At 41.7% G+C, this 24,795-nt stretch carries 25 protein-coding genes and 1 CRISPR repeat array (1 of these 26 cut by a window edge); of the genes, 3 read left to right on the top strand and 22 right to left on the bottom strand.

The features are described 5' to 3' along the window. Positions 1–295: direct repeats of the CRISPR family, unit length 36 nt; unit sequence CTCCGAGTCAGCATCCAATACAAAAGGGATTAAGAC; it begins 4,433 nt to the left of the window's first position. A 149-nt stretch (positions 296–444) separates the two neighbouring features. The 21 genes from AABK40_RS21685 to AABK40_RS21785 all read right to left on the bottom strand — a co-directional run bounded on the left by AABK40_RS21685 (position 445) and on the right by AABK40_RS21785 (position 18,951). Next, positions 445–693 (bottom strand): hypothetical protein, encoded by a 249-nt coding sequence (locus AABK40_RS21685; protein ID WP_338399365.1) that lies wholly within the window; start codon positions 691–693, stop codon positions 445–447. Continuing rightward, the gene (locus AABK40_RS21690) at positions 680–928 is read right to left on the bottom strand and encodes a hypothetical protein (RefSeq protein WP_338399366.1); all 249 of its coding nucleotides are present in this window, start codon (positions 926–928) and stop codon (positions 680–682) included. The genes AABK40_RS21685 and AABK40_RS21690 overlap by 14 nt, the downstream gene beginning before the upstream one ends. A 58-nt stretch (positions 929–986) precedes the next feature. Further along, a complete protein-coding gene (locus AABK40_RS21695) occupies positions 987–3,002 on the bottom strand; it encodes a tetratricopeptide repeat protein (protein ID WP_338399367.1) in 2,016 nt (671 codons plus the stop codon). Positions 3,003–3,131: 129 nt separating this feature from the next. Continuing rightward, positions 3,132–4,922 (bottom strand): hypothetical protein, encoded by a 1,791-nt coding sequence (locus tag AABK40_RS21700; protein ID WP_338399368.1) that lies wholly within the window; start codon positions 4,920–4,922, stop codon positions 3,132–3,134. Continuing rightward, on the bottom strand, positions 4,922–6,088 hold the full coding sequence (locus AABK40_RS21705) for an AAA family ATPase (protein WP_338399369.1): 1,167 nt from the start codon (positions 6,086–6,088) through the stop codon (positions 4,922–4,924). The genes AABK40_RS21700 and AABK40_RS21705 overlap by 1 nt, the downstream gene beginning before the upstream one ends. 86 nt (positions 6,089–6,174) lie before the next feature. Next, the gene (locus AABK40_RS21710) at positions 6,175–8,532 is read right to left on the bottom strand and encodes an Hsp70 family protein (RefSeq protein ID WP_338399370.1); all 2,358 of its coding nucleotides are present in this window, start codon (positions 8,530–8,532) and stop codon (positions 6,175–6,177) included. A gap of 51 nt (positions 8,533–8,583) precedes the next feature. Next, on the bottom strand, positions 8,584–8,784 hold the full coding sequence (locus tag AABK40_RS21715) for a DUF4236 domain-containing protein (protein WP_338399371.1): 201 nt from the start codon (positions 8,782–8,784) through the stop codon (positions 8,584–8,586). 390 nt (positions 8,785–9,174) lie between these two features. Continuing rightward, on the bottom strand, positions 9,175–9,642 hold the full coding sequence (locus AABK40_RS21720; RefSeq protein ID WP_338399372.1) for a hypothetical protein: 468 nt from the start codon (positions 9,640–9,642) through the stop codon (positions 9,175–9,177). Positions 9,643–9,694: 52 nt separating this feature from the next. Beyond that, positions 9,695–10,114 (bottom strand): hypothetical protein, encoded by a 420-nt coding sequence (locus tag AABK40_RS21725; RefSeq protein ID WP_338399373.1) that lies wholly within the window; start codon positions 10,112–10,114, stop codon positions 9,695–9,697. A gap of 94 nt (positions 10,115–10,208) precedes the next feature. Beyond that, positions 10,209–10,616, bottom strand: a complete 408-nt coding sequence (locus tag AABK40_RS21730) for a hypothetical protein (protein WP_338399374.1) — start codon at positions 10,614–10,616, stop codon at positions 10,209–10,211. An 81-nt stretch (positions 10,617–10,697) separates the two neighbouring features. Further along, positions 10,698–10,892, bottom strand: coding sequence for a hypothetical protein (locus AABK40_RS21735; protein ID WP_338399375.1), 195 nt, complete (start codon positions 10,890–10,892; stop codon positions 10,698–10,700). A gap of 35 nt (positions 10,893–10,927) precedes the next feature. After that, on the bottom strand, positions 10,928–11,164 hold the full coding sequence (locus AABK40_RS21740) for a hypothetical protein (RefSeq protein ID WP_338399376.1): 237 nt from the start codon (positions 11,162–11,164) through the stop codon (positions 10,928–10,930). 77 nt (positions 11,165–11,241) lie between these two features. Beyond that, on the bottom strand, positions 11,242–11,682 hold the full coding sequence (locus tag AABK40_RS21745) for a hypothetical protein (RefSeq protein ID WP_338399377.1): 441 nt from the start codon (positions 11,680–11,682) through the stop codon (positions 11,242–11,244). A gap of 110 nt (positions 11,683–11,792) precedes the next feature. Continuing rightward, positions 11,793–12,233: a hypothetical protein gene (locus AABK40_RS21750; protein ID WP_338399378.1), complete on the bottom strand. Its 441-nt coding sequence runs from the start codon at positions 12,231–12,233 to the stop codon at positions 11,793–11,795. Between the two features lie 154 nt (positions 12,234–12,387). Further along, on the bottom strand, positions 12,388–13,374 hold the full coding sequence (locus AABK40_RS21755; RefSeq protein WP_338399379.1) for a helix-turn-helix transcriptional regulator: 987 nt from the start codon (positions 13,372–13,374) through the stop codon (positions 12,388–12,390). 42 nt (positions 13,375–13,416) lie between these two features. Beyond that, positions 13,417–14,394 carry a hypothetical protein gene (locus tag AABK40_RS21760; protein ID WP_338399380.1) on the bottom strand — a complete coding sequence of 326 codons (978 nt, stop codon included), beginning with the start codon at positions 14,392–14,394 and terminating at the stop codon, positions 13,417–13,419. Between the two features lie 43 nt (positions 14,395–14,437). Continuing rightward, positions 14,438–15,055: an AAA family ATPase gene (locus tag AABK40_RS21765; protein WP_338399381.1), complete on the bottom strand. Its 618-nt coding sequence runs from the start codon at positions 15,053–15,055 to the stop codon at positions 14,438–14,440. A gap of 31 nt (positions 15,056–15,086) precedes the next feature. Beyond that, a complete protein-coding gene (locus AABK40_RS21770) occupies positions 15,087–15,743 on the bottom strand; it encodes a hypothetical protein (RefSeq protein ID WP_338399382.1) in 657 nt (218 codons plus the stop codon). Between the two features lie 213 nt (positions 15,744–15,956). Further along, on the bottom strand, positions 15,957–16,391 hold the full coding sequence (locus AABK40_RS21775) for an AAA family ATPase (protein ID WP_338399383.1): 435 nt from the start codon (positions 16,389–16,391) through the stop codon (positions 15,957–15,959). Between the two features lie 665 nt (positions 16,392–17,056). Continuing rightward, the gene (locus tag AABK40_RS21780) at positions 17,057–17,968 is read right to left on the bottom strand and encodes a ParB N-terminal domain-containing protein (protein ID WP_338399384.1); all 912 of its coding nucleotides are present in this window, start codon (positions 17,966–17,968) and stop codon (positions 17,057–17,059) included. Positions 17,969–17,970: 2 nt separating this feature from the next. Beyond that, complete coding sequence (locus tag AABK40_RS21785) at positions 17,971–18,951, bottom strand: ParA family protein (protein WP_332920742.1); 981 nt, start codon at positions 18,949–18,951, stop codon at positions 17,971–17,973. A gap of 952 nt (positions 18,952–19,903) precedes the next feature. On the opposite strand from AABK40_RS21785, the gene AABK40_RS21790 reads away from it, so the two are divergent. Beyond that, positions 19,904–21,427 (top strand): RepB family plasmid replication initiator protein, encoded by a 1,524-nt coding sequence (locus AABK40_RS21790; RefSeq protein ID WP_338399385.1) that lies wholly within the window; start codon positions 19,904–19,906, stop codon positions 21,425–21,427. 382 nt (positions 21,428–21,809) lie between these two features. Here AABK40_RS21790 and AABK40_RS21795 read toward each other — a convergent pair whose 3' ends face one another. Beyond that, on the bottom strand, positions 21,810–22,259 hold the full coding sequence (locus AABK40_RS21795; protein WP_338399386.1) for a hypothetical protein: 450 nt from the start codon (positions 22,257–22,259) through the stop codon (positions 21,810–21,812). Positions 22,260–22,486: 227 nt separating this feature from the next. On the opposite strand from AABK40_RS21795, the gene istA reads away from it, so the two are divergent. Both istA and istB read left to right on the top strand, forming a co-directional pair. Continuing rightward, positions 22,487–24,007: an IS21 family transposase gene (istA, locus tag AABK40_RS21800; RefSeq protein ID WP_338396597.1), complete on the top strand. Its 1,521-nt coding sequence runs from the start codon at positions 22,487–22,489 to the stop codon at positions 24,005–24,007. Between the two features lie 11 nt (positions 24,008–24,018). Continuing rightward, entirely contained in the window at positions 24,019–24,753 is a 735-nt protein-coding gene (istB, locus tag AABK40_RS21805) for an IS21-like element helper ATPase IstB (protein ID WP_338396598.1), read from the top strand. The last annotated feature ends 42 nt before the right edge of the window (positions 24,754–24,795 follow it).

Here is a 24,795-nt window from a genome sequence, read left to right on the forward strand (position 1 = left end):
CATGTAGAATACTACAAGGTCTTTCTTGAAAGACTTCTTCTCCGAGTCAGCATCCTATACAAAAGGGATTAAGACAACATGAAGCCAATTTCTTGGATTTTGCGGTATGGTACTCCGAGTCAGCATCCTATACAAAAGGGATTAAGACAACATGAAACCAATTTCTTGGATTTTGCGGTATGGTACTCCGAGTCAGCATCCTATACAAAAGGGATTAAGACCATCCGGACATTGACTTAAGCGGACATGATAGGCAATTCTCCGAGTCAGCATCCAATACAAAAGGGATTAAGACAGCGAGCATTATGAGGGACTTGATTGATCTGATTGCTAAAAAATAAAACCTCTACCTTGTGATAAGGTAGAGGTTTATGAGTCAGCCTCCAGGACAATAGGCCGAGAGGTGCTAAATATTCGTCAGTCTAATTTAAAACTTCACCTTTATCAGATCGACAAATTTATCTGCTTCAATTTCAGCAGTAATTTCATTGGAAAATACAGCAGGAGGCCATAACCATAGAGCATCGTAAAAAAGGTGGATAGCGGAAATGCAAATAGTCTTCCATAATCGGAGAATAGAGCAATCACAAATCCGATCAACATCAAGACAATGATCATCGATGTCAGCACACATCCACCATATAGTAATATTTTCCAAAATGGAATTTCGACAAACTTTTTAATCCATTTCATCGGTTCTTGATTTTAAGGATAGGTTGCGGTTAATCCCCTGTAATTCTGAAATAAAAGAGGCTAAAAATAGGAACATCACCAGGGTAACGAGCGCTCCGGTGAGCCCATACACATATTTCTCCAAGTTCTTAGGGATTAAATCAAGGTCCCAAACCGATTGGGTAATCATCAGTGCGGTGAGCACTCCAAGTCCGATGAGTCCAAAAATCGTTATGTCAGTCAATTTTGTTTTCATGATATTTTTGTGTTTAAATAATATTTACCGCTCCACACGGTTATGTTTACTTTTATGCCTACCACTCATACTCCAACACCATACGCTGTACAGGTTCATTGGGGTTTTCCTCACTGATCTTGAGCCATTTTCGGCCGCCTTCTTTCACTTCTTCCGTCGTTCCTTCCTGGATCATCAGTTCTCCTAAATAACGCTGGGCATCTCGGTGGCCCTGCATAGCGCTGGCATGGTACCACTCTATGGCCTTTTCGAGGTCCTTTTTCACACCCTTCCCTTCATGATAATGCGTTGCCAGTTCGTATTGTGCGTTTTTATCCCCGCTTTCAGCACTTTGTGTCAGATACTCCATGGCCTTTCTTTGGTTCACTTTTACCCCCTGCCCCATCAAATACATTTTGGATAATTCAAATTGGGCAAAGCCATTTCCCTGATCGGCACTTTTTTGCATCCATTCGAAGGCCTTCTTTTCATCCTTTGCTACGCCATCTCCGCGCAAATACACCAGTGCCAAATTACTTTGAGCTTCGGTATCTCCACGGTCGGCTCCCATTTGATACCATGATGCTGCCTTTGACAGATCCCTTTCTACTCCTTTGCCCATTCCGTACATATACCCCAACATACAGGGAGCATATTTATCCCCTTGCTCAGCTGAAGCCACAAAAAGTTCAAATGCCTTTTGATAATCGACCGTATGTCCGTCGCCACGGAAATAGGCCAAAGCAAGGAGCCTTAGCCCGGAAGTATTATGCTGCTCTGCACTTTTCTTGGCCCAAAAAAATCCTTTGTCTTTATCTATTTTCACACCGTAGCCATGTAAAAAATAATCTGCCAAAAAACTTTGCGCTGGAGCATACCCTGCTTCTGCACTTCTATTTATGTAGTTTATTGCCTCGATATTGGTCGCTTTGTCCTTATTCTTATACCACAGCAACAAACCGATTTCAAAACCAGCCTCTACATGCCCATTGTCAGAAGCCTGCATCAACCAATTCCAACCTTTTTCGGCTAATTCACCGGTTGCATTTTGACTCAGGTAGAGTTTACCCAAATTATATTGTGCTTCCACATAGCTTTTTTCCGCGCCTTTGAGATACCAATCTTCTGCCTTTTTGAGGTCTTTTTTATAATATATCCCTTCTTCATAAAAAGCCCCCAAGGCATTATATGCCATTGCAAATCCATCAGCAGCACACTCCTCTATCAACCTGACGCAAATCTTCAACTCATCATCCAAACAATCTCCATCATTGAACAATACCAAAGCCATATCAAATTTAGCTTCTGTATAATTCGCTAATGCACTTTCAGCTATCAGTGACCAGCCCTCCTCATTTTTACTTTCATCCCCAGATTCGATGTATATATTCCCCAGCAGATACTTACTTTCTGCATCATCCAGCTCCACAGCCGCTTCCAGCCACTGTATTCCTTCAAAAAAATTATCACGGTCTGAACGACCATTTTCCACCGCACCATCCATGTATATTTCTGCCAGCAATCGAAATGCCGGGATGTATTGATGATTGGCTGAACGCTTTGCCCAATGGATAGCACGCTGAAGATCCACATCGCAAGCTATACCCTTCTGATAAAAAAATGCCAAATAATATTGCGCTCCGGCTAAATCATTTTTCGCCCCGAGCTCCGCCCAGTCGAAAGTAGCCTGTTTATCTCCCCGAGCAAATGCCCAGTCGAAAGCAAGCCTTATCGCCGAAGGGTTTAACTGTGTCGCACTTTTCTCAACCCAATATCGAGCTTTCTCCAGGTCAATAGCCGTTCCGTAGCCAAGTTTATAGCCGACCGCCAATTCGACCTGTGCGCGAGGATCGCCTTGCTCAGCACTGAACTTCATGGCTTCAAAAGCTTTGTCATTATTCTTTGGAACCCCCCAGCCATTTTGATAAGCCAAACCGAGCCGATAAGTGGCATCTACATCTTTCCTCTTCGCCTTCTTGCTGAGGGTTTTGATGTTTGTGGTAATGCTGAGCGAATCAAGCGGTAGTTCCTGGGCAGAAGATTGAACAGCTCCGAAAGCCAGTAACAGGAGGATGAATAGGGTTGTTTTTTTCATTTTTGATGTTGAGTTTGTTGGGTTTGTTGGGTTTTGAGCTATAAAAAGGGCTAAAAACGGTAAAGTGTATTTAGATGTTTATTTGCAGGGCCGCAGCGAGACGCCACGACCAGTATCAAGTATTTAGCTTTAAATCAAGGTATTTATACATTTTGGGATTGCGCCTGTGTCAATAAAGAAATCATCAGTAGCCTGCACAAGCCAATGCGCTGTTTCTGAAGGAATCTGATGCATCGCAATGAAAGTATCCTTTAGGCGCACCCCTTCCATCGACTGCCCGAGCAATCTCAAAAGCTCCTTGTCTGACGGACGCTTTATGTTTTTCTTCACATTCTTCACGATCAGATTTACTTCCTCAAAAAATTGGTTCAGGTAAGCCTGCACCTGACGACGCTCGGCATCAAAAGCCTGCTGATGCAATTCTTCCTGTTTCCGATTAACCTTGAGGATGAAGACGCATTTTGGATGTTTTTTCCCTTGGAGTCGAATAGCATCCATCACCAATTCAAAAGCACCGTCAAATTGCACTTCATGGGGCTGAGTAACCCCGGCCACCTGCGCCCCCTGCGAGAAAATGACCTCCTTATTTTTGGGAACAAAATCAGCCAAAGGCATCGATTTGTATTTGTTCGCCTGTAAATACTGCTCAATTGCCCTGGGTGGTTTTTCTGGCAGCATAAAAGTCCGTCGATGAATGGGCAGTTCATACGATGGGGTCATCAGGCAAATTTGCTGATTGACCATTTGGAGTGTATTGACTGCTCCTTTAGATCGGGCAAGCACATCAACAAATACCAATTCGGACTGCCATTTCTGCCTCAGCTTTTCTTCGACTTCCTCGGGCTGTATCAACTCAGATTTACGGTTGGCCTTCCTGCCGGTAAGGAGGCTTTTATATTGCCTTACCCGTTCTTCTTTAGTTATTTCATTGGTTGGCTTCAAGGCTATACCCCCCTCATTTCCAACGCCTAAAATGCACTCACATAAGGCATTATCCAAAGCTTGAATAGGTGGTCGAATGGCCTCAATAGCGTGAATACCATATAGGTCATCCTGGTGAACCGCCAAAAATACGGTGGTCCAATATTGATATTCAGACATATACGCTCCCAAAGCGGATTTATTTAGTGTGCTAACCAATCCAGAGATATTCTTACTCCGGTTTTCAATTTTTTCATAACTCTGGCAGGCAGTATAATACCCAAGAATAAATGGTAACTCAGGCAATAAAAAATCAGGTACCGCGAGCAAAGCCTGCTGCACTTGTTGTTCTGTTCCCTGCACAAATACCTTCAGCCAGTTTTTTAATTCTGCTAAATTTTCCTCGGCCTGAGGCATGCCAATAAAGTGATGGTTTTTATAATACTCCCCCACAGATTTCATCCACCAAACCCGACGATCATACAAGAGATTCGGGATTTTCCCTTTCAGGGGAAGAGATTGAAAATAGTTGCACTGACTGATCTCTTGGATAAAATTAATCTTAAAATCGCTCCAATTTATTTGCTGATCAAGTTGCTCGAACTGATACCCCAAAAAATAGGACTGCACATTTTTCAGCTTGGTGAAAACCCGCAAAGCACTTTGATCAAGGATCTCTTCCTGGTATTTCTGCTCATCGTCCCGAACCTCAGCTTTAGTGGTTTTTAACAAACCCATTGGCAAAGCGAACTGACTGGAAAACAACTTGAAATCTGCTTCCACACATTCAAACTCTACAATATCTGAAAAGAGCAATAGCTGATGTCCCTGAAATAAGCGCGGGTGATCCTGTTGAAAGGAAATTTTGACGCTGTAGTTCTTTTGACGGTGCTGAATGGTCAAGCGCTCCTCCTGTATCAAGAGGGCCTTGTTGAAAATCAATAATTCTGCCTCCTTGAGGCTGATGACCATTTTGCGAAGGTTGTTCTTATTTTCCATTAGAATAAATCGTCAATGCTGAGTTCTGGGGATTGATTACTTTGGCTGACCTTCATGTTTTTGATGGCCGAAACAGTCTTTTCATTCCGGATCACATACAAATTTTTATTGGTCCGGGTGATGGTTACATAAATGATATCATTCAAATATTGCTCACGGGCGAATTCAGAAACCTTGGCCGAATCGTTGTTGAAACCAAACATGATCACGTGCTCAAACTCCAATCCTTTGGCACTGAAGCTGGTCAAAAGCAATGGCTCATTTGAGGTAAAATCATGCTCACGTAATTCGTTGTTTTTGGCATAAAATTTTGCATTAACCCCTCTATCTGAAAGGCTTTTCTCCATTTCTACCAACAATCCACGGTCTGGGCACAAAATTCCCACACGCTCCCGTGTTGCTCGTAGGCTACGCAAAATTTCAGCGATTTTATCTGCTTCTTCAGAAGAATGTACATCATAGAGCATCGGTACAGCGGACTCCTCACGGGTAACCTTACTCACCAATGAGTCTTTACTTCTACTGAAAGGTTCGGCCAACTCCGCAATATGTTTGTGGAAGCGAAAAATAGCGGTCAAGGATTCCTTGTTGGCGTTTTGAGTGATATGCCATTCCTGCAAATTGGTGTCATAGACCCCCTGATCAAAGTCCCCCAAAGAGATTACCTTGGTGGTCATGCGCTTCAAAAGATTCCATTCCTCCAAACTAACGTCCTGCACTTCGTCGATCACGGCGAAATCATATTTGGGAAGCGACTCATCTTTCAGAAAATTCAATATGTCCATATAAACCTTATCATAAGGGCGTCTTTTCTTAACTTTTCTCCTTTTTACAGCATCATAAACCTCCTCCCACTGCTGAGGTCGAAAGCCTAAATCACGAGAAACATCCCAAAACAACTTGTCTTTGGTGGCAATGGTAACGTTGTCGGTTACCTCAAGCTCCTCCATCGCTTTGCTTAGATAACCATACAGACTATGATTATACATCAGTAACAATGGACGGATCGCACGTTCTTCAATCATCTCCTTCAAGGTATAAAGACTGATCAAGGTTTTGCCTGAGCCAGGAGGGCCTTGCACGAACAGGTTGCTGTCTTGGCGGGAGATGCGGCGGATAACGCTTTTTTGCTCTTCAGAGAGTTTGTTGTAAGGAATTAAGAACATATCTATTTGGTAAATTTAATTTAAAAATGATGTATTGGACAAGTGGATGCTATGTGGGGGTAGGGACGTTGCATGCAACGTCTGTACTATACCACCGGCAGATTATTGGTGGACAGGTATTTTCCTTTATCCTGCTCGTTTCGATTTTTCTTCGGTGAAGTATAAGCGTAAGCCTCCCCAGCGATTTTGAAAACAGGCTTCAGCATTACCCTTTTATCAAAATCTGAATAATGGTGGGGTTGTGCTTTATAATCATCCACTACGGACTGGGCTTCGGTTTTAACATCCTGCCCTATTTCATGCTTCAATGCAATTATTTTCAACCGAATCGTCGCATCTGATTTGATTCCCTCAGGCTGTTTTTCCAAGTACTCCAATGCTTTTTCATCACTGTCCTCGGCAAGGATCAATGAGTAATTGTAAATCATAGAAGAGTTATTCGGGTTAATCTCCAACGACCGCTCCAAGGCCTGAATAGAAGCTTTTCTCCGCCCCAGACTACTTAACGAACAGTGTTTTAAATTCCAAACCCATTCATCCTGATCGTCAAATCGCTTAATATATTCCTCGGCGGTTTCAACAGCTCCTGCATGGTTATTCATATCAGAATGCATCCAGATCAAAGAGCGAATCAGTCTTTTTTCTTCTGACTTCCTGCCTTTGGTTTTGGCTTTGTTGATCGCCATTTTGGTCCGATGAATTTCCAACTCCTCTTCGGTCATTTTTCCCAAACTGAAAGGGTTTTCAAAAGTCGCCTGGTCAATGAATTCATTGTCTATATAAACCGAAACATCGAACATTTTATTCTCCGTAATGGTCGCCTTGAGTTTGACTTCCGCATCAATATTATAGACCTTTTCCAAATCGCAACGCAGCTCACCAATCGGGAAATCTACCCCATTGATACATACCGGAATCACTACCTCCTGATTCAAATTGCTCTGCAACCTGAAATGTGGAATATCCACCGTAGCGGGCAACTGTTTTCCTTTTTCGATCAAGGTATAAAATTGCTCCCCCTGGGTAATGATGCCAATATTTTCCCCTGTGATCGGTGTAATCAAGGACACGCCATAATGATGCAAGAAATAGGAATAAACCGTCGCTCCTTCCACCACGAGCTTATCGGGTTCGTTGGTTTGCAGGTGCTGGGTATTTTGCAACTTCTCCCCTACCAGACTTTTCAGCAGTGGGTTAAAACTGCTGCCGCCCACATACAAGGTGAAGTCAATCTGATCGAGCGTCAGATCGGCTTTTTCGATAATATCCCCAATCGATGAACTGACCGAATGCACGGTTTTGTCCTGATATTTGAACTCATGCTTTTTACCTGCAAAGATCTTTCGAAACAGTTTTAAAAACTCCTCTCCACTGATTTTAATCGGATCCATAAAGTAGGTATTCCCCTCATAAATCACTTCAGCATCCAAGAGCTCAAAATGAATATCCTCCAAAGGCAAATCCATCGCATTTTTATCCCTTGCTTTCAAGCTGATTTTTTCACAAATACCCTTTTTGAGTTGCTCGCCAATAACGGACAGCTGTGGGAAAATCTTCTGCTGAAGTACCTGATGATCCACGGTTTCTATCTCCGGACATTTTCCCTTGAACAAGTCAAACAAAAGCTCTTCAGCCAATAAGGTATCCAAATCCTGACCACCCAAATCGTTGTACCTTGAGATCGCTACATTACCAATGGCAATGCCTTCCTCTTTTCGGAAATCAACATTCAAAATCGACAAGTCGAGTGTGCCACCGCCAAAGTCAATCACCAGGATGTTTTTGTTGCGGACCTCCTTGGCCCATCGTTGTTTCTCCTGCTCATCCAATCGGTTGAAATAACCCAAAAAGGCCGCATTGGGCTCATCAATCAACATCTTTTCGTTGGTCTGAATGTGGGCACGTTCTGCCGCACGCAAAGTATCCTGCCTTTGGTTAGGCTGAAAAGAAGCCGGCACGGTGATGATCGTATTGGGCAATACTTCATCCTTGCTTCTCAAATGATGCGCCCGCATATAGTTCAAGATTCCTCCCGCAATTTTATAGGGCATATCAAACTTATCGCTAACGGCATTCGGATACATGGGACACTGATCGACCCCCATCTCTACCTTCCAATGGTAAAAGAAGTTCTCTTTATAATTGAAGCCATCCATCCCCTTGAGGTGGTACAAATTATTTCCCACAAATGGCTTCCCATTCACCAACGCCACCATAGAGGCCAGTTTCTCATCTTCGATCACCGGATCAAAATCCCGTGGGCTTTGCTGAGGGGTCTTGATTAACTTCACCGGAATACGATTGTTGGAAACACTGAAGTTTACTTCCTCGGCATCCACTTTAGCGATAAGGCTGTAGGTGGTTCCCAAATCAATACCGTAACAAATCGGTGATAAAACGGGGGTACTCAGCTTATTTTTGGGATATATAATTTGTGTTGTCATGGAAATATTTTGGTTTGTAAGAGGTAAGAAAATCAGCTTCAAATAGCCGGCTTAGGGCTTTTGTTTGCTTCTCCCACTAATCTTCTTCCGATCGTAAAGGCCACTGCCCGGTATGCCGGTATTGAGATAAGTCCCTTTCTTTCCAATATTGACATTGCAGCCGTCTGGGCCGATCGTCAAGCTTGCACCCGTTTTGGAAAGGTTCACTTTCAGTAAGCCAGGAATAAGGGTGATTCTTTTTCTGAAGTTCATGTTATGATCGTTTAGGTAGATGTGTTAATACAAAGGTGATCAAGAGAAGTGCAGTGATTTTGCACTTAAGGATTTTAGTGGAAAATTTTAATCAATACTCCGGTAAAGATCGGGCTCGCCTTCAAAAGTTGAGTTAATGGTTTCGTCATCACACCCGGAAGGTGTGTACCCACAGCTAAAGCAATGAGCTAACAGTGTTAAACCTACTGAAGTAGGTTGGTCACTTGATTCAATCGAAGCTCTATATCCATTCAAAATTGCCGTTCGAATGAACCACCACGCCAACCCATTTTAATGGGTTTGACTATTGTAGCCCACTGATTTATCTGTGGGTAAATTGGTCGATTGCCATATTTTAGTATCGTAGCGAGAGGCTACGACCAGCGAATCCTACAACCCCCAGGCGTCGAGCAGATCATCCATCGCCTCCTGTTGCTTGGCCATATAAGCATCAGCCAGGATTTTTTCCACCTTGGTTTCTGCTTGTTTCAGATCAAGTGCTACCTCACCATTCTGCACAAAAGTGGTCAGGCTATCCATGGTCAAAGCCTTGGCAAGTTCCTTGATTTTCAGCGGGGAATACACCTGTTTGGCTTTGAAGTAATTTTGCTTGCCGATTTCTTTGCCTGCAAACTTGATTTTCAGCTCTTGAATACGCACCTGTCCATTGGTCAGAAAGGCAAACTTCTCGACCACCTGTAAGTCTTCGAGATGTCGGCAACCTTCCACAATCAACACACCCGATGGTGTAGTATACTGAGCAGTGATGATCAGTCCTTTGAGGCATTCGTGTTCTGGGGTCGTTGGGGTGTTGAATAGATCCATTTGAGGGTTGGTTTCGGTTGTTGAAATATTCATGATGGTAGAATTTGTGGTTGAGAATGATGATTTTTATATCTGTTCAAAATAATCAGAGCCTACCAAGCAGGTCCAAAATAGCTTCATCGCTCTGCTGATAATAGGATTCATCCAACAGTTGGCAAAGTTTGGCGCGTGTGGCTTCTCTGTGGAATGGTCGGTTGGATCGACGGGCATAAGCCTCCAAGCCTTTGAAAGTAGATTCCTCTACCATTTTCCGAACTTTATCCCGAGAATAGCCCATCTTTTGTCCGACGAAATTCTCACTGCAAATCTCCTGGCCATTGACCTTGACCGTAAAGCCCATCAGCAAGCGAATGCCTCGGGTTGTGGCTACGGATTCATTGATCTCCATTCCTCCAGCCTGTCGTTTACCTTCCATGAACAAAAAGCCCATTTCGGTCGCTTGCCCAGCGGTTAGTTCCAGGTTGGTGGTAATGTCTTGGCGAGAGGTTGTCAGTGAGTTGTTCATCTTTAATCAGATTTGAGAATTAAGTTTTTGGGTTCTATAAGGGTAATTTGTAGGGACGTTCCATGCAACGTCAGTACGGAAATGACTGCTTTATCTACACTCCCCAGCTGTCCAATAATTCACCCAAAGGCTCCTCGTTGGCGAAATAGCTCAGGTCCAATGACTGTCTGACCATCGCTCTCGCCTTCCCCTTATCGAAAGGCCTGTTTCTGCGCTCACAGTATTCTTCCAGTCCTCGAACGGTGCTGTCTTCAATCATATTACAGACCTTATTTCGAGCATAGCCCATTTTCTGACCCACAAAGTTTTCATCCGCAATCAGGGTATTGCCGAAATAAACCTTGAAACCCATCAGCAAACGGGTAGCAACGGCCCCTCCAAGGTCCTCAACAATGCGAAGCTTTCCTGCTTGTCGCTCACCACTGGAGAAAACAAAGCCAAAATCGGTGGCTTGAGCATCCAAAATAGTTACTTGCTGATTGTTATTTGCTTGTAGTTCCATAGTCATGTGTTGTTGTGTGTTTGTGATGATGATGTAAAATTAAGGCCAAGAAGTGCGGGTTTTCTGCACTTTATAAAAAGGCTACATTTTTATCAGTTCTTTTATTCTGCCTATCAATTGACCTTCCTGCGCGATGCTTCCAGCATGAAAATAAATCATCAATTCCCCATCGAGCTCAATCATCAAGTGTAGTACACTTCTGAATTCATGTTTAAAAATTTTCAGGGCATCATTGGAAACCGCAGAACGATTGAAAGACAGCATTTTTACAGGCATGTGTTTTAGGGGTTGAGTGATATTCATGTTCATCATTAGGCGTGTGCAATTGTGTTTTGAATGGATTTTTGTTGATGTGAAAGCTGGTCGATCATCCGCTTGACCTGCTCAATGGTAAAAGCGGTTTGGTGAGGTCTGTTGAATCGCTTTTCCATCAATAGTTGCCGGCTCTGGTCGTCGAACAACTGGATACTGTGCAAATATTTTTCACCATTGACATACTCGATGTTTTCTGAGACCAATACGGCTTGGGTATTTTTTTCTATCATCATATTTTGTTGTGGTTTACATTACAAAAGACGGGAACAGAAGTGCGAGATTCCTGCACTTTTCAAATCCTCTTGTTTTTTTATTCCAAAAGGAAATTTTTATTTGCCGATTGCAACATCACCTGACCGATCGCTTGGCGGCACTTGCTGCGAACATCAATCCCACGAAGGCTGTGGTTCTGGCGACGGGCAGCGGCGTAAATCTCATCCTCCAACAATTCTACCGCCTCATTTACTGACGACTGCTTATTGTAGAAATAGCAATGAAAGCGACGCTCAGCGATCAAGGTCTTTTTATCCCGACTGTAAATGCGGATGCCATTCAAAAACGAACGGCTGTAACCGTGACCAATGTCCTCGACTACCAACAAGTCGTCCGATAATCGAATTCCATTCTGGTAGGTATTACCCGCCGCACTGGTGTAGCCATCGGTCAGTGCTCCACCGTAAGTAGCATTGTAGCTCAATGCGTTTGAGGTTGATGACTGGGGCAAGATGTTCAGTGTGCGTAGTAATTCCATAGTAAAGTAATTGGGTTGGTTTGAATGTTTGTTGTTTGTCCCTGATGACATTACAAAAGACGGGAACAGAAGTGCGAGATTCCTGCACTTTTCAAATCCCCCTTGTTTTTTTATTCCAAAAGGAAATTTTTATTTGCCGATTGCAACATCACCTGTCCGATCGCCTGGCGACACTTGCTGCGAACATCAATCTCACGGAGGCTGTGGTTCTGGCGACGGGCAGCGGCGTAAATCTCACCCTCCAACAATTCTACCGCCTCATTTACTGACGACTGCTTATTGTAGAAATAGCAATGAAAGCGACGCTCAGCGATCAAGGTCTTTTTATCCCGACTGTAAATGCGGATGCCATTCAAAAACGAACGGCTGTAACCGTGACCAATGTCCTCGACTACCAACAAGTCGTCCGACACTCGAATTCCATTCTGGTAGGTATTACCCGCAGCACTGGTGTAGCCATCGGTCAGTGCTCCACCGTAAGTAGCATTGTAGCTCAATGCGTTTGAGGTTGATGACTGGGGCAAGATGTTCAGTGTGCGTAGTAATTCCATAGTAAAGTAATTGGGTTGGTTTGAATGTTTGTTGTTTGTCCCTGATGACATTACAAAAGACGGGAACAGAAGTGCGAGATTCCTGCACTTTTCAAAAGGGTAAAAAAAAACCTGTCATTTCTGACAAGTTTTTTTCAGAGGATCGCTCTGTTTTTTATTGATAACGCTTTATCGCTTTTTCAAAAAGCCCCTTGATGGACTCCCGTAGCGGTTCAGGCTCCAAAACTTCCACATCCGCCCCATACTCCAAAATTTTACTCTCCAACTCTTTATTCAAGTACACCCTAAGCTGAACGATCAAATAATCCTCCGTATCCTCGATGACTTCTTGCGTTTTATGCAGTTGTTTGGTCAATACATAATGCTTGCGGTTGCCGTAAAACTTCAGTTTGACATTTTCAGGTTGGGTATCTTTATAAATCGTTACCCCCACGCACAAATTATAAAGCGCCGAGACGTTCGGATACTGCGGTGGATATTCCAAGCTGTATTCCTTTTGCTCAAACTGAATAATCCGATCCAAAGGATACACCCGCAATTCCTTATCGCTATCCGTCATACCGATCAAAAACCATCGGTTATTATACTGCTTGAGCAAATATGGATGCACCAAGGCATCATATTCCTCCCCATCAAATGTTCGATAAAGCAACTGAATGGTCCCGTCCTCATTCAAAACCTTGTGCAAATCCGCAATCAACCCAATCCCCTTCAGCGGTTGTTCATCATAAAAGATCTTCTGCTGTTTCTTTTCCGCCTGCAAAGCCACATCAAACTGTGCACTCAACAACTGAATACTTTCCTTGATGCTACTGAACTGCTCATACTGCTGATACTGGCTCAACATCGTAATGACATTCTTCACCTCACCCTTATCCATCTCACTCAGCTCACCACCAAACAGCGAAAAATTAGCATCCGTATAATGATAACCCAACTTTTGATTGCACTTGATCGGCGCCATCTTATCCCGAAAAACTCCATTCTTAAGATCCGAAATATCCTGCTTGACCGTCCGCTCACTGACTGCATCGTCCAATCGATTATTCAAAAATTCGCGAAGCTCTTTGAAGTTATATTTTACCTTGCTTTGAATTGCCTCATCGATCAATTGAAAGCGTTTGATTTTGTTTATTGACATAGGAGAAATTGAATTAGAACGTAATCCCAAAAGCTACTACCTTTACGCATTACTTGCAACTTCCAACAATCGACATTCTTTATTGCCTTTAAATAAGGTTGTGCTTTGAACCACTTTACCAATTGCTAAAAGGTGATTATCGATAAAAAACTTCGCCTTGGTTACCTCCCCCTCCATACCGTTCATCGGAATAACTGACAGATCCGTCCCTCCCTTCATCTGTACGCAATTTTGCCCAGCTCTTTCTGAAAAGTAATTTGAAAAGCTATTTCCTGATTTGAAGGCAAAATAATGACTGAACATCCAACGATCATGGAGACTTTTATCTGCATCATGAACAAAGGTTAGGTTTACTTGCGTCTGCCCTAAATCAAACTCCAAAAACCAGTTCAGTTTATCGTACCAAAACTCAAGGTCTTCCAAAGCCAATTCATCGTTAGAACCAAAGTTAGCGCAAACAAGCAAATCAAGAGGCTCATCCATATTGCCCGCACATACCTGCTCAACAATAGTCTTTAAATTATACCAACAGCGATTGATTTGAAAATCTGAAATGCCATTTTTATCACGTCGCTGTAACAGGTAATTATCCACAATGATGAAACTCTCCGTGTAGTGCTTCAATGCATCGAGCGCTCCCCACGAGTTTAGCGTATGCTGTCCAACAGAATCTTTACTTATCCGATATTCTTTCTGTCCAGAATAGGGTTGCCAATCCTGCGGTGAAGCAATCATTTTCTTTAAGCCACCTGTTTCCCCAAAAGAAAAGTGGGTTGTAAATCCGTCACCAACTTGATAGCTATTCCCATCAAATAATCCCCCACGCCCTGTAATAGCGTTATTTAATAAAGACTGACCAATCAGCGAACTCATGAACTCAGGATGGCTTGAAAGGTCTGTTTTGTCGAAGGCAATGAAAGTTGATTTATTCAGGAAGGTAACCAAATTACGCATTAATTCATCCTTATCCGTGGCCGTCAATAAACTTACACCCGACAGTTGTTTTTCGAGCTCTTGCAAAAAATCAATATTGCAGAAACTCTTGATAGGTTCTCTTTACATGCTACTTCCTATAATTACCTGTTACCAAACCCATCATCAACATAGAGGTTTCATCCAAAAAACCTTCACCAAACTCTCTGGAAAGGGTACCATCAGGGCGAATATCAATTTTATAACATTGCTCCTCCGGCGTCGTGTTTTCGGTGGCAGGGTTTAAATAATACAAATTGATAAGATTAGGGTCAATCTGTTTGGTCGCCACATTGAATTGAAGTTTTCGAATCAAATATTCTGAATGCGTTTCAACCATAAAATTCACATTGAAACGGTGCGTTGCATCAATCAACATATCTGCTAACATCGACTGTAACTTTGGGTGCAAATTCGTCTCAGGCTCTTCTAAAATAATCAACTCCCGTGGAGTACTGCGGTCATAAACAGGGCCTTCTTCTTTGATTAGTTTTAAGGTATTTTTATACACACAATCAAAAGCATCCCGGGACCAGTTGGGTTTACCCGTCGAGTCACCTAAAACTTGATAATATTGGAAGGTTTGCGTTTTATAATTCCAAAAATTAAAATTAATTCCATCCAGCTTCAGTGATGGTATTTTAATAGGAGTACAAATTGAGGCAATTTTAAATATAACTGCTAAAATCTGAGAATAGCCAAACCCCAAATCGGCAATATTTACTTCTTCAGCTTCTTGATTAATTATTATTACTCTCTGAACGACCCCCTTCGATCCGTTCTATTTTTAGAGTCAAACCCAACCCAAATGTATGAAGCCAATCGTGAATAAAATTCAGACGATCATCCGAGAATGTACAGTATTTAAATGCTTGCCTCTTCAGCTTTTGTTGCCGTTTATTTAAAATCTGCTCATTCAATTTAATCTCCTTTTCACGTGCCGCCCATTCCCTCTCGTTAAATAATTCACTATTTTCATCATTTAGCCACGCATTATCAATCGGGCTAAACATTAAAGAATTAGCGCTGGCCTTATCAAGTCCATAAAATATGAACTGTTTATTTTCTAAAAGATCATGAACAAAATTAATACTTTGATTAAAATCTGTACTGTCGGAATCCAGTTGATACAAACGCTGTGTACTGGACCGAACGGCATTTACCACAGGAATATCAGGTAATAATATCGCTTTCTTTAGTTTCAACAGATCAGTGAAAAGGTGATCAATGAACTCTTTACAGTCTGTTGTTAAAATATCTTTTATTTTAACATATCGGATAGAAGTCAAGTCAAAATTCACTTCCCTATTCTCAAACAAGTCCTCTACAGACCATAAAACATATTCATCAGCATATTTCAAGTGCTCAGCATCGTTCCACTTTAGGTTGTCTTTCAACCCCAACCCTGAATACCTAATAAACAACTTATGTATCAAAGCCTCGAATAGGGAGTCTGAAAGGTTAGCAATATTACGATAAGCATTATTAACCACCCTTTTTTGGTTCAATCCCTTTTCTTGACTAAATGCCTCATATAAAATATCACTAAATAAAGTGGAGATTCTCTTGTGTTTCCTGCAAGGTCATTAAATGAAAAAATAAGTCCTGGGTTATGCCATTTCAAAGGCGAAACACGTTCCCTCAGGTTGTCTACCATCTGAAATCGATAATTCTAATAAACGATTATCCAGAGCCCCGTATTGGGGGCCAAAGATCAAATGAACATAAAAAACATCTGTAACACCCCAGAACAAATTTTCTGTATTCGAAATTTGGTAAGAGAAAGAAATATATTTGTTGTCAGAATACTTATTCTTCACCTGTTCAAAATCACCTAATTGATGTGTTTTTGAACTAAGATTTAGTTTTCTTAAACCATGTTTTTGTGAACTTTCAGAAAGCAACCGTAAGGCTTTAAGAACGGAACTTTTCCCGCTACTATTGGTTCCCGTAATCACATTAATCGGAGCAATATTAAAAGTTGTCCTTTCTTTAAAAAACCTGAAATTTTTAATACTAAGACTTTGTAGGTGTGGCTTTGTCATGTCAATTTTATTTATACAAAAGGCAAAAATTAGGCATGAATCAAATTATAAAAACCACTATGTAAAGTGAGTTATCGAAATATGTTTGACCATCCACCTCGTATTTCCACTGTACCCCACCTTCGTAAACTTGCCTACCGAAACCAACATCATCAATATGGCAATACTACCACAAAGCCTGAGGGAATGTAAATTACCACGACCAAAGCCAAATTCTTTGCTTCCAATAAGCAAAAAGTCTCAACAAGGTAATGGTCCCCGCCCATATTTATACTCACTACGGAACAGATTGAGGGCAGGAACAATGTCTGAGTTTACAGCTTGATCATGATGGAGGCACTTTTCTGATTGGGGAGGTAGAAGTTTCATGAAACACCTTTTTAATACGAATACCTAATCTATTGTATTCGCATCCGGCCGGATTAGAGGATTCAGACTAAGCAAAAGAAAAAAGACAACCAATCAATTCCGAGTCATAATCTTCAATTTTCGACAAAGCCATTTTGTATAGTTTGAGTGTTATTTTATAATGTGCAAAATTTGCACATTTACCTAAAATGGGGCAGGGCCGATTTATAACAAAAAAAACAGCAAACCGATCCTGTTCGATTTGCTGTTTTTTTGGGAAAAATAAGTGCAAATGCAAATGTGCAAAATTTGCACATTTAACGCTTGAGTTCTTCAGCCAAGGCTATATAATAGTCAGCCAAAGCCTGTTTTTCTTCCTGGCTGAATTTCTTCGCCTGTTTCAGAATCGCTGCGGTTGAGCGTTGCTGTTTGGTCAGCAGAAGCTCAAAAGGGCTGCCGATTTTCTGTTCTTTTTTGACTGCTTTCTTTTGTTGGAATCTTTCAGCGAACCATTGCAGATCTTGATCGCTCGCATAATCATCATTTACCAATACTTTGGAATGAAGAAAATCAATGACCTGCACCTCGGTCGAAATCTCCTTTTCTTTCCCCAACCTTTCAAGGTCGGCTTTCTTAATATTCAGTGAATGGTTCATCAAACGCTCACGAATATCTTTGGGCAGTTTTTGTATACCTTTAAAGGTATTGAAATCATTCATGATCGAACGTGGACTGACCCCAAATTTCTCGGCGACAATTTCCTTGGTCGGGCGACCTTGTTCAGATTGCTCTCCTACATTATTTTTGAGCTGATCATAATTCATTCCTCGCAAATAGGAGAGGTGCAGCTTGCTCAGATTTCTTTTCCCAATCTGCAGGTTGAGCATAAATTCCTTGACCTGCTCGATATCCCTGAACTTACGGGTATGCACCGCAAATTTCTTGTTGAGCTTTTGACAAATGGCATAACGGTTATGCCCATCAACCAAAATATCCTGTTGCCCATTACTCCAAACAATCAAAGGCTCACGCACACCTTCGCTTTTGATGCTCGCCTCCAATGTTTTTTGTTCATTGGGATTCAGCGGCGGTAAATAGGCTTTAAGCTCTTCCAAAATCACCAACGGATAATCTTTGGGTAAATACATCCGCTGATTGGCACTTACCTGCAGTGAATTATTGGAATTACTTTTATCGTTCGCTTGTCTCAGTCTATTTTTCAAACTCATAATCAAAGGGCAAATTCTGGAATTTCAGTTTTAAAATCCAAACGGTTCAACATCTCAACAGTCAATTGCATGTAGGCTTTTCCCGCATCGCTGGTGGAGCCATATTGCATCAAGTCTTTGCGAAGCAAAACATTCTGTTCCAAGACCGACGACCGAGGAATAAAGGTAGTCAGCATACTATCATTAAAATAAGTATTCAGATCTTCCATCGCCACCTGCTGTGCAGATTGTGACCCCACAAAGCTGGTAACAAAAATGCCCAAAAGATTCAATTTAGGGTTCAGGTCGAATTTCACTTCCTTAATCTGCTCCATCACTTTGTCCATTCCCGAAACGGAATAACCCTCCGCATGCGAGGGAACAAAGATATAATCAGCCGCCGCCATGGAAGGGTAGGACTTGCCCGGAGAGTTATCAATCAATATAAAATCATACTCATCTTTGTACTTTTCAAGACGATTGCGCATCAGGTACATATAATTTACATCCGACTTCAAGCGTTCCTTATCATCATCCAACTCATAAGAAGAGGGAATCAGGTCTATTTTCACACGTTTATCCCCATTATGCAACACACGATACTTGACCACCTCTTCGCCATCTGGGTGAAAAATATGCTGAAAGACCTTTTCACTACCATCGGTGCAGGAACGGGTCAGGTTGGACTGAAAATCAAAATCAACCATCAGCACTTTATGTCCCAATTTTGCCAAACAAGCAGCAACATTAAGCACAGAAGTGGTTTTACCCACCCCTCCTTTGTTATTGTAAAAACTGATCGTGATAGAGCGATAGTCAATCTCGAGGCCATATTTAGCCATAACTGGCCGGACTTTATTAACCACCATCGGGGTTAGGTTTGCCGAACCGTTCAAAATTTTACTTAATCTACCTTTGGTGAGTTTCGCAGCTTTTTCAATTACAGAAACAGGAAGTTCTGGGCGTTCCTCAAAAAAATTTTTTATCGACCTTAACTCTTTCATTTGGTGTACAAAAATGCGGATAAACAGAAATAAATTGATTGTTACGCTCAAATATACCCCTGATTGAGTATAAATCAAACCCTTTTTTCCCAATTAATCGCCCAATTCCTTAACTATTACAGACCGGCGGCAACACATTCCATCTCGATTTTTTTAATTATTACAGACCGGCGGCAATACATTCCATCACGATTTTTTAACTATTACAGACCGGCGGCAACACACTCCATCACGATTTTTTAACTATTACGGACCGTCGGCAATACGTTCCATCATGATTTTCTAACTATTACAGACCGGCGGCAATATGTTCCATCACGATTTTTTAACTATTACAGACCGTCGGCAATACGTTCCATCACGATTTTTTAATTATTACAAACCGTCGGCAATACATTCCATCACGATTTTTTAACTATTACAGTCCGACGGCAAACCAAAGTCTATTAATTATTACAGTCCGACGGCAAACCAAAGTCTATTAATTATTACAGTCCGACGGCAAACCAAAGTCTATTAATTATTACAATTTGACGGTAAATCAATCAGCAATTTTGTTTTTGAAAAAATGTTCTGCAACAGAATTTGATAAAATGAAAGCGTTCATGACGACGATCAAAAAAAATCTATAATTATTTTAAGATAAAAAAATCAATCAAAGCCTATCAAAGATTTAGATTTTATAAGGTTATCTATATTATATATTAGGCGGCTGTAACTAACTGATAATCAAGTCGCATGATATGGTTAAAATTACAAACTGACGGCATACTATTACAGATCGACGGCATACTATTACAGATCGACGGCATACTATTACAAACTGACGGCATACTATTACAGATCGACGGCATTTGAAGTCCTGCAAAATTGTAACTATTACAAAATGACGGTGCGAAATTGCAACAAGCTTCTTATATTGTCATGAACTTAAGAAAAAGCCACCAACTCCATGGAGATTACTACGATTCTGAATCAAAAAGTACAGAAACATAACAATCTGATCAAAGGAAAGCAGGGATCATTGACTGCTGCGCAAAACAAAATGATTTTTTTTGCCGCCATGTCGATTATTGATCAACTGAAGACCAAAGGAAAAGTAGATTTCGTGAATCCTACGGGGAAGGGTAAGGCGCAGTATATTCGTTTGGATCCTGCTTTTATTGCCGGGGCTGAAAACACCAATAAGATTTCAGGTTCAGCTTTTGAAAGTATGCGCACGCAGTTGGGGGATTTAACCTCGACAACCGTCAACCTTTTTGAGGTCAGCGAGGATGGGGAAAGAGGCTACAGTCGTCAGATTCCAATAGCGATCGATACACTGGGAGAGATTGATCGATTTTCCAAAAAAAAATCGACAATCAAAGGAGATGGCGGACTGTATCTTCAATTGCATGATGAGATTATCCGTCAGTTTGAAATTTCTTATGAGAAGGGGGATTTCACCCAATACCTTTTAAAGAATGTGTATTTTTTGAAAAAGGGGCATTCGTGGGCTTTGTATGAATTATGCCGGATGGAACTGAATCAACGCCGACAGAAAGATTTGCAGGTAGAGTGGTTGGTTGATGATTTGGCAAATAAAATCTGCAAAGACAAATACCGCAGTAAAGAGGGAAAATTGCAGTATGGGCCTTTCAAAAACAGGGTCTTGAAACCATCGATTGAGGATATCAATCTGGATGATAATTGTGATATGACCATTCAGCTTTTGGAAGAAAAAAAGGTTGGCAGAATGATTACGGCAATTGTCTTGCGGATTGTCAATGAAAAACTGGTGACCTTGTCTTTGGACAAAGAGCAAAGCGATGAAGCTAATGAAGTTACGCTCACACCAAAGATTACCGAGATGCTTTCACTGATCTTTGATCAGTCCACCAATGGGCTCAAAACCATGAAGAAACAGATTCTGTATGATTTGAGTGTTAATGGATTGCAACAGGAGCAGATTCTTAATTTTCTTCAGGAGATATTATCGCGTAAAAGTGAGATTTCTGCACGCACAGCTTATTATCGCCGCATGAGTGATAACTGGTTGAAATCGCAGCGTTCGGGCACGCCGACATTGTCTTTCTCCTATGACAACAAGGCGGCTTCCACGCAAAAGGCTTTTGTGGAGCAAAACCAGAAAGCCAACGATTTAAAGGCCAGGAAGCAGGAGTGGGAGGATCAGAAAACTAAAATATCCGCTGAATATCAGCAATGGATTGAGATGACCCGTCAGAAATATTTGACCTCCGTAAAAAGCCTGAGCTTAATGCCGAGGTATTTATTGTATTTGAGTAAAAGTGCCTCGGCTTATGAACGCAAATTCTTGCAGGAGTGGGAACAGGGGGCCCCATCAGAGGATGCCAGCAAGTGGTTTGGCCGTTTCCTGATTGCTGAACTGGGTACTGAGGAGGAGAATCATTATCTGAAAAATGGCTTGAAGGCCTTTGCCATGGACAAGCATCACTTTGATTTGGATGCTTATTAATACAAATGTGGTTATGGTATTCACTTCATCATTCAAAAAGGTATGTGGCGGTATTTCAATTCATGGGAGATTTTAAAAAGCATATGGACTGAAAGACGATTCATTCCTTTTTTTTCGATGAATATGTAGGTGTCGGGAGATGGGGGATAGCACAAGAAATCCGCAGGCTATGAATGTGGTGATGATTTGAGACGAGGTGTCACCACCAACCAAATCTATACCACCCTACTAATTGAAAAGGGTACCACTAAAGATATAATAAATCGGGTCATTGCCCGTAGTTTTCAGTGTACTATTTTTGAGACTGCTTCATAAAAGCTTTTGTTTCCCTTAGTCGATACGATTCTCCGGTCATGGTTAACAAATGTGCTTTGTGAGTCAATCAGAGCAGCTGCCAGGAGCCACCTGCTGTCGGATAAAAGCCTCCTGTTTCTTTGCCTCTTTTTTGCTGGAAAATAAACGCACATACGCTCGAATAGCTGATCGAATATCCTTCTTGCAGGACAATATCATAAATATCCCGTCCGTTCAGCAACTGCTTGCCAAGCCCTAATTTACGCTGGCGATCATTCTCAGTAAGCAATGCATTGATCCGATCCTGCAGCTCCTTGGTCATCTTGACCTCAGTACTGTTGGACACATCATAAGCTGGTGCCTGAACAGAATAAGTCCGAAAAGCCGTAGTGAAATTCGGGTGTGACTTCACCAATAACTCAAATTCGACCAAATATTTCTTGACCGTCTTTCGACTGATTTCGAGCTCATGAGCAATTTGCCGTTGGCTCATCCGGTCGCGATACGACTGCAAAATGATCTCCTGTTTGATGTTCATCGTTACCATTGTTTAATCTAATTCTGAAAAGAATTAGATTAAACAATGGTACCCTTTTCGGCTGGTAGGTGGTATACTTTTGATTGGTGGTTACATCAAATGGATATTCCGGATCGGATTGTGCCAATAATTTCGGATCGGATTGTGCCACTTTTGGATAGGGTGAAATAAATGACTATCGTTTTTTCTAACCAATAGAAAGAGCGATGGCTAACCCTATAAATACAATGGATATCAAACAGATAATCACTTTAAAGAAAGATGGAGTCAGTAATCGACAGGTTCATAAATTGCTTGGCATTCACCGTAATACAGTCAATGAATATGTTAAGAAATTTGAGGTCAGCTCGTATTCCATGGATGAGTTGCTGACCTTTAATGATCAAAAACTGCGGGAATTGTTCACCACCAAGACGACAATGGATAAGGGCCGGCATAGTGGGTTGATGTCTTATTTTGACAACAATGATCTTAGGCTCAAACATCCTGGCTTCAATGCTCAGTTCCACTATTTTGATTATTGCAACAAGGTAGAATTGCCCTATGGTTACACGCAGTTTATGGAACATTTTAACCGTCGCTACAAAACACCGAAGGGTTCAATGAAGCTTAATCACGTGCCGGGTGATAAGGTTTATATTGACTTTGCTGGTAAAAAATTACATATCACTGACCGAAATACAGGTGAGATGATACCGGTGGAAGTGTTTGTGGCGATCCTGCCGAGCAGTCAATATACATTTGTCTGTGCTTGTAGGAGCCAAAAAAAGGAGGATTTGATCACCTGCATGAAGAAAGCATTTCAATTTTACAGTGGTGCTCCCAAGGCGATTGTACCGGACAACTTGAAGTCAGCTGTTAGTAAATCGAGTAAATACGAGCCGGAAATTAACCGAAGTTTCAAGGATTTAGCCCGTCACTATGATTGTGTGGTCAGCCCGACTCGCAGTTATAGTCCGCAGGACAAAGCATTGGTAGAAAACGCCGTTCAGTTGGCCTATCAGCGGATTTATTACCCATTACGGCAGATAACTTTCTTCAGTTTGCAGGCACTAAACCAAGAGATTTCAAAGCTACTGATGGCCTACAATGATACCATTTTGCAACGGGCAGGGGCAAGTCGAAGGCAGTTGTTTGAGTCCACTGAAAAGGCTACGCTAAAGCCATTGCCAGTTGCTGAATTTGAGATGATTGAGTACCGGTCAGCTAAGGTTCAACAAGTTGGATACGTGTATTTATCCCCTGACAAGAACTATTACAGCGTCCCGTATCGCTACATAGGCAAGCAAGTCCAACTGCAATACACCCAATCATCGGTCTGTGTTTATTTCAATTCAGAGCGAATAGCAACTCACCGCAGAAGTTATCAAAAAGGACATTATACAACAGATACAGATCACCTTGCGAGCACCCACCAAGCTTATCTGAAATGGTCACCGGAGTATTTCAAAAAGCGAACGTCATCGATTGGAGAACAGACATCAAAGTATGTAATGCGAATGATTGACCACTTTGAATATCCGGAAATAGCTTATAAACGTTCTCTCGGAATACTCAATTTGGTGAAGAAATATAGCTCTGACCGCCTTGAAAAAGCTTGTTCACTCGGAATGCAAGCTGAAGCATACTCTTACAGGCACATCGCTAATATTCTTGAAAACAAGATGGATCTACAACAAGAGTCAAACGAACCGATCGCTGAGATTCCCCCGCACGAAAACATCCGTGGCGCCTCTGCCTATCAATAAACTCCAAAACAATGAACAGTCAAACCATTGAAAAACTACACAAGCTCAGGCTATTCGGCATGGCCGAGCTTCATCAACAGCAATTGAATAATACAAATAAACAGTCACTTACAGTCGATGAATATTTGGCTCTTTTGGTGGATCATGAATATGATCAACAACAAAACAGAAGGGTCGGTAGGCTACTCAAACAAGCTCGTTTGAGGCAAAACGCAAACCTAAATAGTGTAAACTACCATGCCAACCGTAATTTAGACAAGAACACTTTCAGCCGTTTAGGTACATTGGATTTTATTGACAAAAAGGAAAATATCATCCTTACCGGACCTTCCGGAGTCGGAAAAAGCTACCTCGCACAAGCCCTAGGGCATCAGGCATGCATGATGCAAAAAAAGGTGCGCTATAGCCCTTTCGCTAAGTTAATCGATCAGCTCCACCTGTCTAAAATTGACGGCACATATCAAAAGGAGTTGTCTAAAATTAACCTGTCTAAATTATTGATACTCGATGATTTCGGTCTCCACTCATTCAATAAAAATAGTCGAGAGATCATGATGGACTTAATCGAAGAACGACACAATTTTAGCTCCACCATCATTGCGTCACAACTACCTGTTTCTGCATGGCACAAGATGATCGGTGAAGGAACAATTGCCGATGCTATTCTGGATCGAATTGTTCATTCTTCACACCGGATTGAGCTCAAAGGCGACTCCTTGAGAAAGGGGAAGATCGAACACCTATAATTGAAAAAACGTTAAGAATTAAAGCCCTTCAAAAGTGGCACA

The organism is Persicobacter psychrovividus (genome assembly GCF_036492425.1).
GTDB lineage: Bacteria > Bacteroidota > Bacteroidia > Cytophagales > Cyclobacteriaceae > Persicobacter > Persicobacter psychrovividus.

Excerpts from the sequence above, each read along its gene's own strand:
- AABK40_RS21685 (WP_338399365.1), bottom strand. The coding sequence starts at position 693 with ATGAAATGGATTAAAAAGTTTGTCGAAATTCCATTTTGGAAAATATTA.
- AABK40_RS21690 (WP_338399366.1), bottom strand. The coding sequence starts at position 928 with ATGAAAACAAAATTGACTGACATAACGATTTTTGGACTCATCGGACTT.
- AABK40_RS21695 (WP_338399367.1), bottom strand. The coding sequence starts at position 3,002 with ATGAAAAAAACAACCCTATTCATCCTCCTGTTACTGGCTTTCGGAGCT.
- AABK40_RS21700 (WP_338399368.1), bottom strand. The coding sequence starts at position 4,922 with ATGGAAAATAAGAACAACCTTCGCAAAATGGTCATCAGCCTCAAGGAG.
- AABK40_RS21705 (WP_338399369.1), bottom strand. The coding sequence starts at position 6,088 with ATGTTCTTAATTCCTTACAACAAACTCTCTGAAGAGCAAAAAAGCGTT.
- AABK40_RS21710 (WP_338399370.1), bottom strand. The coding sequence starts at position 8,532 with ATGACAACACAAATTATATATCCCAAAAATAAGCTGAGTACCCCCGTT.
- AABK40_RS21715 (WP_338399371.1), bottom strand. The coding sequence starts at position 8,784 with ATGAACTTCAGAAAAAGAATCACCCTTATTCCTGGCTTACTGAAAGTG.
- AABK40_RS21720 (WP_338399372.1), bottom strand. The coding sequence starts at position 9,642 with ATGAATATTTCAACAACCGAAACCAACCCTCAAATGGATCTATTCAAC.
- AABK40_RS21725 (WP_338399373.1), bottom strand. The coding sequence starts at position 10,114 with ATGAACAACTCACTGACAACCTCTCGCCAAGACATTACCACCAACCTG.
- AABK40_RS21730 (WP_338399374.1), bottom strand. The coding sequence starts at position 10,616 with ATGGAACTACAAGCAAATAACAATCAGCAAGTAACTATTTTGGATGCT.
- AABK40_RS21735 (WP_338399375.1), bottom strand. The coding sequence starts at position 10,892 with ATGCCTGTAAAAATGCTGTCTTTCAATCGTTCTGCGGTTTCCAATGAT.
- AABK40_RS21740 (WP_338399376.1), bottom strand. The coding sequence starts at position 11,164 with ATGATGATAGAAAAAAATACCCAAGCCGTATTGGTCTCAGAAAACATC.
- AABK40_RS21745 (WP_338399377.1), bottom strand. The coding sequence starts at position 11,682 with ATGGAATTACTACGCACACTGAACATCTTGCCCCAGTCATCAACCTCA.
- AABK40_RS21750 (WP_338399378.1), bottom strand. The coding sequence starts at position 12,233 with ATGGAATTACTACGCACACTGAACATCTTGCCCCAGTCATCAACCTCA.
- AABK40_RS21755 (WP_338399379.1), bottom strand. The coding sequence starts at position 13,374 with ATGTCAATAAACAAAATCAAACGCTTTCAATTGATCGATGAGGCAATT.
- AABK40_RS21775 (WP_338399383.1), bottom strand. The coding sequence starts at position 16,391 with ATGACAAAGCCACACCTACAAAGTCTTAGTATTAAAAATTTCAGGTTT.
- AABK40_RS21780 (WP_338399384.1), bottom strand. The coding sequence starts at position 17,968 with ATGAGTTTGAAAAATAGACTGAGACAAGCGAACGATAAAAGTAATTCC.
- AABK40_RS21785 (WP_332920742.1), bottom strand. The coding sequence starts at position 18,951 with ATGAAAGAGTTAAGGTCGATAAAAAATTTTTTTGAGGAACGCCCAGAA.
- AABK40_RS21790 (WP_338399385.1), top strand. The coding sequence starts at position 19,904 with ATGGAGATTACTACGATTCTGAATCAAAAAGTACAGAAACATAACAAT.
- AABK40_RS21795 (WP_338399386.1), bottom strand. The coding sequence starts at position 22,259 with ATGAACATCAAACAGGAGATCATTTTGCAGTCGTATCGCGACCGGATG.
- istA (WP_338396597.1), top strand. The coding sequence starts at position 22,487 with ATGGATATCAAACAGATAATCACTTTAAAGAAAGATGGAGTCAGTAAT.
- istB (WP_338396598.1), top strand. The coding sequence starts at position 24,019 with ATGAACAGTCAAACCATTGAAAAACTACACAAGCTCAGGCTATTCGGC.